We start from the raw sequence: 12,658 nt of genomic DNA, 5'->3' as shown, positions 1-12,658 counted from the left end.
CTTTGATCAATTGCAATGTACCCCTGCTTTTTTGAATTTATTTTCAGGATAGATCCATAGTTTGCTTCGCTTTTTCTGTCAGGCGGGGCTCTTTGACGGTTAGCGAAGTTCCCTGTACGCAACGGCCTGCAAATGCCTTGGGACAACTTTTACAACAGCCTCCGACTACTCGCCAGCTACCTGAGACGGAAGGGCCGTCTGAGCATATTTTTGGTTCCGTTTCAGCCAAGAAGTGCGATGCGCAGCGGCCTCATCCTTGAGTCAGCGACAAACCCGTGCGGTGTGAATGGCCGTTGGATGTCGACCCGTACGCCAGGCATGCCCGGCGCACGACCAGGAAGGTCAAAGACCCAAGTTCCCCGTGAGGGGTTTTCCGAGCAAGGCAGACATAATGAAAACAATAAGACTGTTGCTTCCTGAGGTTAAACAATCGGTATGGGCAGCGCTGACGCTTATCGGCGTTTCCTTTTCCACTTTGGCCGTGGAGGTGGCGCCGGGTGACTACGAGCAATACCCCGCGGGTGCCACCATCGGCGTGGTCTATTACCAGCACGCTACCACTGACTCTCTGCGCGTCCATGGGCGTGAAGCCAGTTCAGATTTCAACCTGACCTCTGACATCGGCATCCTGCGCCTGCTGCACGTCTATCAGTTGAGCGATTCAGTCACCATCGACCCACAGTTCCTTTTGCCTTTCGGTCACGTCTCCGGCGGCGGCGACGCTTCCGCACTGGGAAGTTCCAGCGGCACCGGCGACCTGATCCTGACCGCACCGATCAAGTTCTTGCTTAACAGCGCCCGCGATACTTTCAGCCTCAACGCCTACCTGTACGTACCTACCGGCAGCTATGACAAGGATGATCCGATCAACCTCGGCGAAAACCGCTGGAAGGTCGATTTCCAGACTGCCTATATCAAGCACTTCAGCGACAAGTGGGCGATGGATCTGGTGGGTGATGCGATCTGGTATGGGAACAACGACGACTACGGTCCCGGTTCGGATGTTCTAAAGCAGAAAACTTCCTACGCTGCGCAGCTGATGGGGCGCTACATGCCGGACCCGGCAACTTCATTCGGCGTCGGCTTCGGGCAGACGTGGGGAGGAGAAGCCGAGGTCGATGGCGCAGACCTGGATGGTGCCATGCGCACCACCAACTTGCGCCTCACCGCAACCCGTTTCTTTACCCCCAAGGACCAGTTGCAACTTCAGCTGGGCCGGGACCTGTCTGTTGAAAATGGCCCGCGAGAAGACTTCCGGATGAATCTTCGCTATGCGCGGGTGTTCTGACCTCGCTTTAACCCACAACAAGAGCCAGCCATAGGCCATGCCGCGCATCGGCGGTCAATGGCAATCAAAAACTGTGAGGAACCCATGGAATCAGCAATCGACAAGCACCTGATGTGCCCCCGTACTCGCACCCGGCGCATCGACGACAGTTACACCCCTCCATTCCCGGCCTGGGTAGGACGCGCCGATGCTTCAGTCACCCAGTTCGTAATGGGTTACTTCGGTGTCCAGTCAAAAGGTGAGAGCCAGTTGAGTGCAGCGTGTGCCGCCCTGCGGCAGATCATGACCAGCTTTACCCTGGACGATGGCCCTCATCACCATGACCTGTCTCACTACGTCGATGCTGCCGGCTACGACAACATGCTGGCCATCGCCTATTGGGACGATCCCGCCGCTTTCGCTCGCTGGGAAGCGAACATGCAGGTTGCCAGCTGGTGGAACGCCGAATCCCGTGGCAGCGATGGCTTGGGTTACTTCCGGGAAATCCTGATGCCGGGCGTTGAGCGCTTCGAGACACTCTATGCCATGCCAGAGGGCATGGAAGGTGTGGGCGTTGTCATGGCGACCCGTAGCGACGAGATTCAGGAACATGGCTACTGGGGCGCCATGCGCGACCGGATCGCGCTTTCACAGACCGATGCCATGGCGCCAACGGGGGACCTGGTGGCAGAAGAAAGGCCTTCCCGTGTGATTGTCAGGGGGCATGAAAACCTGGTGGTCATTCGCTCGGGTCAGGACTGGACCGAAACAGTTGGCGAGGAACGGGAGCTGTACCTCGGCGAGATGGAGCCCGTGCTGCGCGAAGGCATGAATTTCCTGAGAGATGAAGGCCAGCCTGTCGGTTGTTACAGCAATCGTTACATGCAGCACATCGACGCCAGCGGGCAACTTCAAGAGAAGAGTTTTTCGGTCAGCCACTGGCACTCCCTGGCGCACCTTGAACGCTGGTCAGAATCCCATCCCACCCATATCGAGATATTCGGAACCTTCATGCGCATGGTGCAAACGCTCCAGGCCGATCTGAAGTGGAAGGGCTACCACGAAGTGAGCGTCATGCGCGCCGAGGACCAGCGCTATGAATACATCAACTGTCACGCCGGTACAGGGCTGATGTGCGGAGCATGAACTGCTCGGTGATTCGCCAAGAGGAGAACGATCATGAGTAACACCCTGAACAAGACTGCGGCACCGGCATCCGCTCGCGCCTATGCCCTGAAAAATGCACTTCAGGAACGCGAACTGCTACCCGCAGGCTATGTCGAGAAATTCACCGAAATCATGGAAAACGATTTCGATCCGGCCAATGGAGCGCGAGTCGTGGCAAGGGCCTGGGTAGACCCCGCCTATCGCGAACTGCTGCTGCGGGACGCTACCGCCGCCTGCGACCAATTCGGTTACACCGGCGTGCAGGGTGAATACATCGTCGCCCTGGAAAACACACCGACACTGCAAAACGTCATCGTTTGCACGCTCTGCTCCTGCACTGCCTGGCCTGTCCTTGGCCTGCCACCGGATTGGTACAAGAGCTTCGAGTACCGCGCGCGGGTCGTACGGGAATCGCGCACCGTCCTGCGTGAGATGGGCCTGGACCTGCCTCTCGACGTTGAGATCCAGGTCTGGGATACCACTGCCGAAACCCGCTACATGGTCCTGCCATTTCGGCCGGCGGGTACGGAAGGCTGGTCGGAAGAGGCGTTGGCCTTGCTCGTCACCAAGGACGTACTGATCGGAATCGCCCGTCCTGAAATCCCGGCAAGCCTTGAGCGTATGGGCCGGGAATGATCCGGTAGCTACTACTTCCTTCATCTGCAGCGAGTGAATGAAAAATGGATGGCATACATGATCTCGGTGGCCTTCAGGGTTTCGGCCGGGTACAGCACACCGCCAACTCCCTGAGCTACAAGCCGGTCTTCCACGAAGACTGGGAAAAACTCGGTTACAGCCTGCTCTTCCTGGGCGCAGCTGAACTCGGTCTGTTCAATGTTGACGAACTGCGCCATGCGATAGAACGCATGGAGCCCCGCCAATACCTGGCGTCCAGCTACTACGACAGGATCATCGTCGGCGTGGCGTCCTTGTTTGTCGAGAAGGGCGCGCTGCAACAGCAACGCCTCGAAGAACTGGCCGCAGGCGCCTATCCACTGGCCCAGCCCTTGGTCGAGGGGCGTGACCCCAGGCCGCCTGGACAGCCGTTTCAGGTGGGCGATCAGGTGCTTGTACGTAATGAGTTCGTTTCCGGGCATATCCGCATGCCCGGTTATGTTCGCGGTAAGCGCGGTGTAGTGGTGCACCGCACATCCCAGGAATGGCCGTTCCCCGATACGGTCGGCCATGGCCGTTCCAGTCCATCCGAACTCACCTACCACGTCCAGTTCACGACCCGGGAACTTTGGGGAGACGAGGCGGACGCGGCAAACGTGGTCGTGGACCTGTTCGGCGGCTATCTGCTCCCGGCCTGACGAACGACTTTTCGGTGCGACGAAGCAGCCAACAGACGCACAGTTTCTGCGTGTCGCTCGGCGCACCCTTTTTCAGCACGGATTTCCATGAGGACACTACATGGCCATTCTCAGACCCGGCAATGAACAAATCGGTGAAATCGCCGCCTCCCTCGGCATCACCTTGAGCCCTTCGCAGATCGAGGATTACCAAGTCGCGCTACAGGCTAACTTCGACGCGTACGACCAACTCGAAACGCTTGCGGATTTTCTTCCAGAAGTGCGCTACCCACGGCAAGGGTTTCATGTGCCAAGCGCGCAGGAGAACCGCTATGGCGCCTGGCAATGCAAATCGCAGATTCGCGGCCGAAGCGGCGGCCCGTTAGCGGGCAAAAGCGTCGCGATCAAAGATAACATTGCGGTCGCCGGGCTCCCCATGCTCAATGGCTCCTTTACGCTCGATGGCTATGTGCCCGAAGTCGACGCCACCGTCGTCATCCGTCTCCTGGATGCGGGCGCGACTATTGCCGGCAAGGCAGTCTGCGAAGCGCTGTGCTTCTCGGGCGGCTCCCATACCGCAGCCAGCGGCCCGGTGCACAATCCTCACCGGCACGGTTACTCCGCTGGCGGGTCTTCGTCGGGCTGCGCCGCGCTAGTCGCGGCGGGCGAAGTTGACCTGGCCGTCGGCAGCGACCAAGGCGGTTCGGTTCGCATTCCAGCCTCCTTCTGTGGTGTATACGGAATGAAACCCACCTATGGGTTGATACCCTATACCGGCGCCATGCCCATCGAAACGACACTCGACCACCTGGGGCCGATCACCGCTGGCGTCCGGGACAACGCGCTCATGCTGGAGGTGCTGGCGGGTGCGGACGGCCTCGACCCTCGCCAGTCGTACCCGACAAAGGTGGGCGGCTACGTCGAGGCGCTGTCACGTGGCGTCGCTGGCATGCGGATCGGCATTCTCAAGGAAGGCTTCGGCCTGGCCAACGCAGAAGCCGTCGTGGATCAGGCGGTACTGGAGGCCTGTGGGACCTTCCGTGCACTCGGGGCATCGGTTGAAGAAGTATCCCTTCCCATGCACGCCATGGGTGCGGTTATCTGGCTGGCAATTGCGGCCGAAGGCGCCACCCAGCAAATGATGAAAGGCAATAGCCACGGCTTCAATTGGCGCGGCCTCTACCTGACCGACATGATGGAACACCATGCGCGATGGCGAGAGCAGGCAGACAGCCTTCCGGACACCGTCAAGACAACAATGATCCTTGGTGAGTACCTCAGTCGCCAGTACCAAGGCCGCTATTATGGAAAAGCACAGAATCTCGCCCGTCAACTGCGCCTGGCCTACGACGGCCTGCTCGAACATTTTGACCTGCTGCTGATGCCCACGTTGCCGATCAGGTCGACGCCGCTACCGAGCGCGGATGCCGCACTGCCGGATTTCCTGGGTCGTGCCTTCGAGATGCTAGGCAACACCTGTGGCTTCGATGTGTCGGGCCATCCAGCGATGTCGATCCCTTGTGCCATGCGCGACGGCCTGCCCATTGGCCTGCAACTGGTTGGCAAGTACTTCGGCGAAGCTGACATTTACCGGGCGGCCCATGCGTTCGAGCAGGCCACTGACTGGCGATCGCGCTGACCCATGAGAAGCGTGGGGCGGACAATGCACCCATCACCCGTCCGTTCCCACCGGGATTCGTAAACGTGTAGACACTCGGATTCGCCGAGCGCAATGCTCTAGTCCGCGCCTTCAGGCAATCGCTGTCGTGAAACTGTAATATTGCAGTCATAGAATTGACATGACCGCTTACATTTACTACAGATGGCCTTTGGCCTTTTCATGGATGAGCAAGCCACATGCGTCGTGTCGTATTCAATCAAAAAGGCGGCGTTGGAAAATCCAGCATCGCCTGCAATCTTGCGGCTGTGAGTGCGGCAGAAGGGTACCGAACGCTGCTGGTTGATCTCGATCCCCAGGCAAACTCGACTCACTACCTCACCGGGCTGAGCAACGAGCGTGTTCCTGCCGGCATAGCCGATTTCTTCAAGCAGACGTTGTCCGGCGGCTTCGAAGGCAGGCGCAATCGGGTGTCCATCACCAAGACCCATTACGACAACCTCCATCTGGTGACGGCGAGTCCGGATTTGGCAGACCTGCAGTCAAGACTCGAGAGCAAGTTCAAGATCAACAAGCTGCGCAAATTGCTGGTTGAACTGTCCGAGGACTATGAGCGCATCTATATCGATACGCCGCCTTCGCTGAACTTCTACACCTTCAGCGCTTTAGTGGCCGCGGACAGGTTGCTGATTCCATTCGATTGCGACAGCTTTTCTCGCCAGGCGATGTACCGGGTCATCGCTCAAGTGGAAGAACTGCGACTCGATCACAATGAGTCGCTTGAAGTGGAAGGGGTGGTGGTGAATCAGTTCACCGGGCACACCGGGTTTCATCAGAATCTCGTCAATGAGCTGCTGGCCGAAGGCTTGCCAGTGCTGCCGGTTTACCTGAGCAGTTCCGTCAAGATGCGCGAGTCTCACGAAGTGTCTGTCCCCATCGTGCATCTGGCCCCGCGCCACAGGCTCTCGCTGGAGTACGCCGGCTTGCTGGATGCACTGGAGCGGGCCGCCTGACAGCGAGTCACTGTCTACGCGCTATTGCAAGGCGCCCGTGAAAAACCTGTGTACCGATCAGAAGTATTTGAGCCAGCCAATATCACGACGACGAGCCTTCAATGCGGCAAACCAGCGCACAGCTGGATACAGCGTTAAAGCCAAGAGCGCTGCCGTCAGCCACACCGCCCAAATGCTGGTGAAACCGAAGTAGTTGCCCTGATTCAAACCGAACAACGCCACATGGGTCAGATACAGGATTTTCAGCACGTAAAGATGGAGCAGGTAGAAGAACATCGGCGCCGCGCCAAATACCGCCAGAGTGCTGATCCACTTGCGTTGCCGAGCCCGCTCAAAGCCACGTAGCAGCAACAGGCCCATCCCTAGCGTCAACGAGAGGAACAGCAGGGAAGGCGGGTACTTTGTGATGTTGAAGACACTCATGAGGGTTTGTGTGGCGCTTGCATAGTGCACCCAATGTGCCTCGCCATAACCGTTAACCAGGCGCAGTGCGATGAAACCGGTCAATGTGCTGGCCCCGGCCAGCAACAGATGGCGCTGACGCACGGTGGCCGAGGCTGGGCGTGCGAACCATGGGCCGATGCAGTAACCCAGGGCGATGACACCTATCCACGGCAGCAGGGGATAGGAAGTGCGCAGGCGCAAGCTGTCGGAGAGTTCGATCCAGCCGCGATCATGCAAGATTGCCCAGGGCAGGTGCATCGCTGATCCGACCGGGAAGTGCAGAGAATCGAGCAGGTTGTGCCCGGCGACGATGACCAGGCCCAGCACACACAGGAGCGGCCGAGGTAGCCAGACCAGTGCAGCGAGGGCCGCCATGCTGACGCCAATCGCCCAGATCACCTGCAGGTAGATCACATTGGGCGGCAACTGGAATGTCCAGGCGAAATTCACCAGGGTGAACTCCAGCAGAACCAGGAATAGGCCACGCTTGAACAGGAACATCGACACGGCTTTCTTGCCCTGGTGCTTTTCGCCGTACAGATAAGCGGACAGTCCAGTGAGAAGAACGAACACCGGCGCACACAAATGGGCGAGGGTTCGGCTGAAAAACAGCGCCGGTTCGGTGGTGTCGATGGCCATCGGATCGGCTACCTGGCGGTGTAGAAAGAACGTCTCGCGCACGTGATCCAGCAGCATCAATAGGATCACCAATCCCCTGAGGGCATCAATGGACAGCAGGCGTTGGCTTACGCTCGTGGTGGGCGGAATCTGATTGAAGTTTGTCATCGAAAGTCGCAGGCAGGGAGGGTGGAGAGCTCTGCCAGTGGCCACCGACAGAGCATGTTTAGTTACTGTATAACATAATAGAGGCCTGTCCCGTGAGCGTTCCGGCCATTGATTCGATATAGCCTGAAGCGAGCCTTATATTCCATAAAGAAAGTACAAATGATTTTTATAGTGCGTTTTAATCTATTCAGGTTTTTTGAATTGATTGGAGCATTTGTCTTTGAAAACTATGGCGCTTCTACCCTTTGGCTTGGCGTTGCTCGCTACCTGTTCAACGGCTTTCGCGGGTGCGACCCTGGATCGCGTGACACAAAAAGGGGAGCTGACCGGCGTCTTGATGGAAAGTTATCCGCCGTTCTCGTTTCTCAATGAACAGAACCAACTCGACGGGTTTGACGTGGATGTTGCCAAGGCTGTTGCGCAACGCCTCGGGGTCAAACTCAAGTTGGAAACACCGTCCTGGGATGTGATTGCCGCTGGCCGCTGGAGTGGGCGCTATGACATCTGCGTCTGCTCGATGACGCCGAGCAAGGCTCGCGCCGAGGTGTTTGATTTTCCGGTCGAGTATTACCAGTCGCCGGCCGTCATCGTGGTGAACGCCAAGGACAAAGACATCACGGCGGGCAAAGACTTGTCCGGCAAAAAAGTCGGTGTGATCAGCGCGTCGACTTACGAAGCCTACTTGAACAAGGATCTGGTGATCGAGGGCGCCGAGGACAAACCGTTGAACTATCCATTCAACAATGTCCAGGTGGCCCCTTATGACAATGAAACGGTGGCCTTCCAAGACTTGGCGCTGGGCACAGGCGTTCGCCTGGATGCCATGGTCACCAACCTCATCACCGCTCGCGAGCGGATTGCCCAGGATCCGCGCTTCAAGATAGCCGGCGATACGCTGTATGCCGAACCGAACGTCGTGGCCATTGAAAAGGGCGACCCGCAATGGAATGCCAAAGTCACCGAGGTCATTACTCAACTCAAGACTGACGGTACGCTGAGCAAGATTTCGCAGAAGTGGATCGGTGCCGACATCAGCCAATGACAGCCCTCAACCCACACCCGGCCAAGGCAACTGCCGCCCCCGAAATCGAGACGCGCCGCTTTAGCCAATTGTTTGGATTTCGCACTCGCCTGTATTTGACGTGGGCGGCGTTGTCTGGAATGTGCGTCCTGTTCTTCATGAGCTTCGATTTGAAGTTTTCGATCATCCTGGAGAAATGGCCCAATCTGGTCGGCCTGCACCTTGGGCCGAACGGTTTCCTGCAAGGCGCCGCGCTGACGTTGTTCCTATGTTTCTGTTCGATCTGGCTTTCATTGCTCCTTGGCTTTGTGACGGCGCTGGCGCGACTGTCACGCAGCGCAGTGGCATTCGGTATTGCCAGTTTCTATGCGTCTTTTTTTCGCGGTACACCGCTGCTGATCCAGATCCTGCTGATCTATCTGGGCTTGCCGCAGTTGGGCGTTGTACCCGGTGCAATCAGCGCGGGGATCATTGCGCTTTCGCTTAACTATGGTGCCTATCTGAGCGAGATCTTTCGCGCCGGCATCCTGGCTGTTGCACCCGGGCAGCGCGAAGCGGCGAAGGCGCTGGGGCTTGGGCCGAGGGCGACCTTTGTGCACATCATCTTGCCGCAAGCCATGCGCACGATCATTCCGCCGACAACCAGCCAGTTCATTTCAATGCTCAAGGACTCATCGCTGATTTCGGTGATGGGCGTGTGGGAGGTCATGTTTCTGGCGCAGTCCTATGGGCGGTCTTCTTATCGCTACATCGAAATGCTCACCACCGCAGCGGTCATCTATTGGTTGCTGTCCATCGGGCTGGAATTGATACAGCACCGCCTTGAGCGCCACTACGGCAAGGGTTTCAAGAATCTGCGGTGATCCGCTCCGTTTAATGACTTTATCTACAGGAACCACGATGTCCGATCCAAAACCTCTTTTGTTTGCGCTCTATGAGCAAGCCAGTGTGGGCTGTGGCGGCGCGCCAAGCCTTTGGACCCATCCCGCTGACGAACGACTGGCGATCAATTCTCTGGGCTATTGGTCGAACCTGGCACGCATTGCCGATCAGGCTCACCTCGACATGCTGTTTTTTGGTGATGTGCTGGGCTTCTACGATGTATTCGGTGGCAACGCCGATGCGGCGATGAAGTGGGCCGTGGAAGCCCCGGCAAACGATCCGCTGATGATCATTCCGGCATTGGCCGCCGCTACGGAAAACCTGGCCTTTGGCGTTACCGTGACCACCAGCTACGAACATCCCTTTACCCATGCCCGACGCTTCAGCACGCTGGATCACCTCACCAACGGCCGGGTCGGCTGGAACATCGTCACCTCCTACCTGTCCAGCGCCGCCCGTAACTTTGGCCTGGAGCAGATGATCAAGCACGATGACCGCTATGAACGTGCCGAAGAGTTTCTTGATGTGGTCTACAAACTCTGGGAAGGCAGTTGGGCCGACGACGCCGTGGTCGCGGACAAGGCGCGCCAACTCTACGCTCGGGGCGAGCGCGTGCGGCCGATCAACCATGTGGGTGAGCATTACCGGGTGGCCGGGCCGCATTTGACGTCCCCGTCGCCGCAACGGACGCCTTTGTTGATTCAGGCGGGCTGGTCGGGGCGCGGTCGTGAGTTCGCCGCCAAGCACGCCGAATTGATCTTCATTGCCAAGTCCAACCCGCAGGAAATTCGTCTGGGGCTGGAGGAAATCTGGGCCAGGGCTCAAGCGCGTGGCCGTCAGCGTGATGATGTGAAGTCCCTGACAGTGCTGCGTATCGTCACCGCGAAAACCGAGATTGAGGCTCAGAGTAAATACGACGAACTGCAAAGCAACTATCACTTGCAGGCGCAACTGGTCAGTTACGCCGGCGACACCGGCATTGATATCGGCCGCTATGCCGACAGCGAGGCGCTTTCCACCTACACCGAAGGCATGACCTCCTATGTGATGCATCCAGATGGCAGTGGCAAACCGTTGACGGCAGGGGACGTCAAACAGCGTTTTGCCAGCGTAACCCGAGGCAGTGATCTTATTCTCGTGGGTACCCCTCAACAGGTGGCCGAGCGCATTGAGGAACACGCAAGAATATCCGGTACCAGCGGTTACATGATTAACCCGCTGATCAGCCCGGGCAGTCTTGAGGATTTCGTAGAACTGGTGATCCCTGAATTGCAGAAACGCGGGCTCTACCGCACCCAACCGCAAAGCGGTACCTTCCGCTCGCGGTTACGGGGTGACGGTTCGAACCATTTGCCGGCGTCGGCTTATGGCGCTTCGTTTCGTTTCAATGAAGGTTTGTAGTGCCCAGGCCTGGAGGTCATTTGTAGGCGCTGGCGAAGCCTGCGATGGTCGTTAACGATAACGCGTTTGAACTGGATAAACGCGGTCCTTTGTAGGAGCTGGCTTGCCAGCGATGGTCGTTAACGATAACGCGTTTGAACCGGGTAAACGCGGTCCTTTGTAGGAGCTGGCTTGCCAGCGATGGTCGTTAACGATAACGCGTTTGAACCGGGTAAACGCAGTCCTTTGTAGGAGCTGGCTTGCCAGCGATGGTCGTTAACGATAACGCGTTTGAACTGGATAAACGCGGCGCACTGGAGTCCATCGCCAGCAAGCTGGCTCCTACAGTTTCCCGGGTATGCGTGAAGAACCTCATTTCAAGGCATGGAGGTGTCCATGAAACACGGGGCGATTCACTACTCAGGAAACCAGCGCTGGTGAAGCCTCTTTAGCACACCATTGGCCTCGATGCGTCGATAGCCCTCGTCATACATTTCCAGTGCGCGCAATCCGTCTGGATGGGACAGGCTAAAACCTATCGTCGAGTTCACCAGGCCACAATTGAAGGCGAAGCGCACGGTATCTTCTGTCCCGGATTGCTGAGCCTTTCGATTTCTGACCTCGAGGTCATTGCTCATGATCACGGCTGCCTGAAAGCGTCGAGCAGCGAGTTTCTGGAGGCTCGTCAAGTCTGAGAGGGAATTCTCGAACACGACCCCTGAGGTCCGGAGTGCCATGACCTGGGCTGAGTATTCGTAATCTCTGGTGATGCCGACGACGGTGCCCGGCGGCAAAATACATTGACCGTCCGGGGGCTTCGGCAAGGGGGTCTTGATGGATTCAAAAACATCGTTACTGACGTTGAATATCGGTCGCGCCGCCAGTTTGATCTTGCCCTGGAATTCAGGTTGCCAGCTCATGTTGAAGCACGCGGCGACCTGCCCGCTGAGTACCATGTACTTACAGCGTGAATAGGGCACTACTTTTAACCTGGCTTCCACGGCCATCTCTTTGAAGGCGGCGAGGACCACGTCGTTGGCGTACCCTGTACCGTCGCTGTTTGACCAGGGTGCAGCGGCATCTTCTACCATGATCGTCAGCGTTTCATGCGTCTGCTGTGCGGCGTTGGCGCCCGCTGCCAGCAGTTGGAGGGCGCACGCCAGAAGGGTCGGAGCAAGATTTGGCCACATTCTGCGATAAGTCCTTTTTTAACCCTGGATGCTGGCTAACCGTGCTTTCCTGAGCCCTTTCAAGCGCACATTCGCCCGTTGCACAGCAGCCATTTTTTCAGGCCGCTTCATGCGTTTCCACTTTCTGATGTCTTCCTTGCTTCGCCCGCAACTGACACACAGATCACCACTGAGTTGGCAAACTGCAATGCAGGGGTTTTCGATTTCCTTAGCCATTGTCAGTCACCTTTGGCCATCCGTGATTGAGCCAGGCGACTTTTCCAGTCACCAGCGTGAGTGCGTTGGCACTCTTGCTCAGAGTCGAAGCGGACATTGTGGTCTGAAGGGGTCAGGTCGATGTTGGCCTCATTCAACGCGATCGCCGTCAACTCAAGGATGCGCGCCTTCGCGTCAACCTGGGCGAGCTGCCTGTCAGCCAGGGTTTCGAACACCCAGGTGACCTTCAGGGTTTCAGCCAACGCACTCAGGTCAGCGGTGTGGGTGAGCCAGGTAAAGCCTTTGATTTTCACCTTTGGCTGTTTCGCACGCTTCGGTGAGCGTGGTGATCAACCGGCGTTCGATCCGCGCCAGTTCACGTTTCCCTGGTGGCATTAGGGGT

Annotated in this window: 13 protein-coding genes and 1 pseudogene; 10 read left to right on the top strand and 4 right to left on the bottom strand. The window is 57.6% G+C overall.

Features of this window, described 5'->3' with window-relative positions; translation table 11 throughout:
- The first annotated feature begins 391 nt into the window (after positions 1–391).
- The 6 genes from AB7M25_RS15705 to AB7M25_RS15680 all read left to right on the top strand — a co-directional run bounded on the left by AB7M25_RS15705 (position 392) and on the right by AB7M25_RS15680 (position 6,357).
- Positions 392–1,288 (top strand): transporter, encoded by an 897-nt coding sequence (locus AB7M25_RS15705; protein WP_454237592.1) that lies wholly within the window; start codon positions 392–394, stop codon positions 1,286–1,288.
- Positions 1,289–1,372: 84 nt separating this feature from the next.
- Positions 1,373–2,413, top strand: coding sequence for a phenylacetaldoxime dehydratase family protein (locus tag AB7M25_RS15700; protein WP_454237591.1), 1,041 nt, complete (start codon positions 1,373–1,375; stop codon positions 2,411–2,413).
- 33 nt (positions 2,414–2,446) lie between these two features.
- Positions 2,447–3,070 (top strand): nitrile hydratase subunit alpha, encoded by a 624-nt coding sequence (gene nthA, locus AB7M25_RS15695; RefSeq protein WP_454237590.1) that lies wholly within the window; start codon positions 2,447–2,449, stop codon positions 3,068–3,070.
- Positions 3,071–3,114: 44 nt separating this feature from the next.
- On the top strand, positions 3,115–3,747 hold the full coding sequence (gene nthB / locus AB7M25_RS15690; protein WP_454237589.1) for a nitrile hydratase subunit beta: 633 nt from the start codon (positions 3,115–3,117) through the stop codon (positions 3,745–3,747).
- A 100-nt stretch (positions 3,748–3,847) separates the two neighbouring features.
- Positions 3,848–5,365, top strand: a complete 1,518-nt coding sequence (locus AB7M25_RS15685; protein ID WP_454237588.1) for an amidase — start codon at positions 3,848–3,850, stop codon at positions 5,363–5,365.
- A gap of 218 nt (positions 5,366–5,583) precedes the next feature.
- A complete protein-coding gene (locus tag AB7M25_RS15680) occupies positions 5,584–6,357 on the top strand; it encodes a ParA family protein (RefSeq protein WP_454237587.1) in 774 nt (257 codons plus the stop codon).
- Between the two features lie 57 nt (positions 6,358–6,414).
- On the opposite strand, the gene AB7M25_RS15675 is transcribed toward AB7M25_RS15680, so the two are convergent.
- Positions 6,415–7,587 carry a DUF1624 domain-containing protein gene (locus AB7M25_RS15675; protein ID WP_429561271.1) on the bottom strand — a complete coding sequence of 391 codons (1,173 nt, stop codon included), beginning with the start codon at positions 7,585–7,587 and terminating at the stop codon, positions 6,415–6,417.
- 229 nt (positions 7,588–7,816) lie between these two features.
- Between AB7M25_RS15675 and AB7M25_RS15670 the strand changes: the two genes are divergently transcribed.
- The 4 genes from AB7M25_RS15670 to AB7M25_RS15655 all read left to right on the top strand — a co-directional run bounded on the left by AB7M25_RS15670 (position 7,817) and on the right by AB7M25_RS15655 (position 11,322).
- On the top strand, positions 7,817–8,629 hold the full coding sequence (locus tag AB7M25_RS15670; RefSeq protein WP_086776972.1) for an ABC transporter substrate-binding protein: 813 nt from the start codon (positions 7,817–7,819) through the stop codon (positions 8,627–8,629).
- Complete coding sequence (locus AB7M25_RS15665) at positions 8,626–9,471, top strand: amino acid ABC transporter permease (RefSeq protein ID WP_429385270.1); 846 nt, start codon at positions 8,626–8,628, stop codon at positions 9,469–9,471. The genes AB7M25_RS15670 and AB7M25_RS15665 overlap by 4 nt, the downstream gene beginning before the upstream one ends.
- 37 nt (positions 9,472–9,508) lie before the next feature.
- Entirely contained in the window at positions 9,509–10,891 is a 1,383-nt protein-coding gene (locus AB7M25_RS15660) for an LLM class flavin-dependent oxidoreductase (RefSeq protein ID WP_454237586.1), read from the top strand.
- Between the two features lie 248 nt (positions 10,892–11,139).
- Positions 11,140–11,322, top strand: coding sequence for a hypothetical protein (locus tag AB7M25_RS15655; protein WP_454237585.1), 183 nt, complete (start codon positions 11,140–11,142; stop codon positions 11,320–11,322).
- On the opposite strand, the gene AB7M25_RS15650 is transcribed toward AB7M25_RS15655, so the two are convergent.
- The 3 genes and pseudogenes from AB7M25_RS15650 to AB7M25_RS15640 form a co-directional block, all read right to left on the bottom strand.
- Positions 11,287–12,060 (bottom strand): substrate-binding periplasmic protein, encoded by a 774-nt coding sequence (locus AB7M25_RS15650; RefSeq protein ID WP_429385268.1) that lies wholly within the window; start codon positions 12,058–12,060, stop codon positions 11,287–11,289. The genes AB7M25_RS15655 and AB7M25_RS15650 overlap by 36 nt on opposite strands.
- 18 nt (positions 12,061–12,078) lie before the next feature.
- Positions 12,079–12,276, bottom strand: a complete 198-nt coding sequence (locus AB7M25_RS15645; protein WP_429385267.1) for a DUF1289 domain-containing protein — start codon at positions 12,274–12,276, stop codon at positions 12,079–12,081.
- A gap of 2 nt (positions 12,277–12,278) precedes the next feature.
- Positions 12,279–12,651: pseudogene (locus tag AB7M25_RS15640) on the bottom strand (hypothetical protein).
- Between the last annotated feature and the right edge of the window lie 7 nt (positions 12,652–12,658).

This window comes from Pseudomonas sp. AP3_22 TE3818, assembly GCF_053628995.1.
This window is presented reverse-complemented; position numbering and strand designations above follow the sequence as displayed.

What these genes read in the sequence shown, in the direction of transcription:
- AB7M25_RS15705 (WP_454237592.1), top strand. Translation starts at nt 392, where the DNA reads ATGAAAACAATAAGACTGTTGCTTCCTGAGGTTAAACAATCGGTATGG.
- AB7M25_RS15700 (WP_454237591.1), top strand. Translation starts at nt 1,373, where the DNA reads ATGGAATCAGCAATCGACAAGCACCTGATGTGCCCCCGTACTCGCACC.
- nthA (WP_454237590.1), top strand. Translation starts at nt 2,447, where the DNA reads ATGAGTAACACCCTGAACAAGACTGCGGCACCGGCATCCGCTCGCGCC.
- nthB (WP_454237589.1), top strand. Translation starts at nt 3,115, where the DNA reads ATGGATGGCATACATGATCTCGGTGGCCTTCAGGGTTTCGGCCGGGTA.
- AB7M25_RS15685 (WP_454237588.1), top strand. Translation starts at nt 3,848, where the DNA reads ATGGCCATTCTCAGACCCGGCAATGAACAAATCGGTGAAATCGCCGCC.
- AB7M25_RS15680 (WP_454237587.1), top strand. Translation starts at nt 5,584, where the DNA reads ATGCGTCGTGTCGTATTCAATCAAAAAGGCGGCGTTGGAAAATCCAGC.
- AB7M25_RS15675 (WP_429561271.1), bottom strand. Translation starts at nt 7,587, where the DNA reads ATGACAAACTTCAATCAGATTCCGCCCACCACGAGCGTAAGCCAACGC.
- AB7M25_RS15670 (WP_086776972.1), top strand. Translation starts at nt 7,817, where the DNA reads ATGGCGCTTCTACCCTTTGGCTTGGCGTTGCTCGCTACCTGTTCAACG.
- AB7M25_RS15665 (WP_429385270.1), top strand. Translation starts at nt 8,626, where the DNA reads ATGACAGCCCTCAACCCACACCCGGCCAAGGCAACTGCCGCCCCCGAA.
- AB7M25_RS15660 (WP_454237586.1), top strand. Translation starts at nt 9,509, where the DNA reads ATGTCCGATCCAAAACCTCTTTTGTTTGCGCTCTATGAGCAAGCCAGT.
- AB7M25_RS15655 (WP_454237585.1), top strand. Translation starts at nt 11,140, where the DNA reads ATGGTCGTTAACGATAACGCGTTTGAACTGGATAAACGCGGCGCACTG.
- AB7M25_RS15650 (WP_429385268.1), bottom strand. Translation starts at nt 12,060, where the DNA reads ATGTGGCCAAATCTTGCTCCGACCCTTCTGGCGTGCGCCCTCCAACTG.
- AB7M25_RS15645 (WP_429385267.1), bottom strand. Translation starts at nt 12,276, where the DNA reads ATGGCTAAGGAAATCGAAAACCCCTGCATTGCAGTTTGCCAACTCAGT.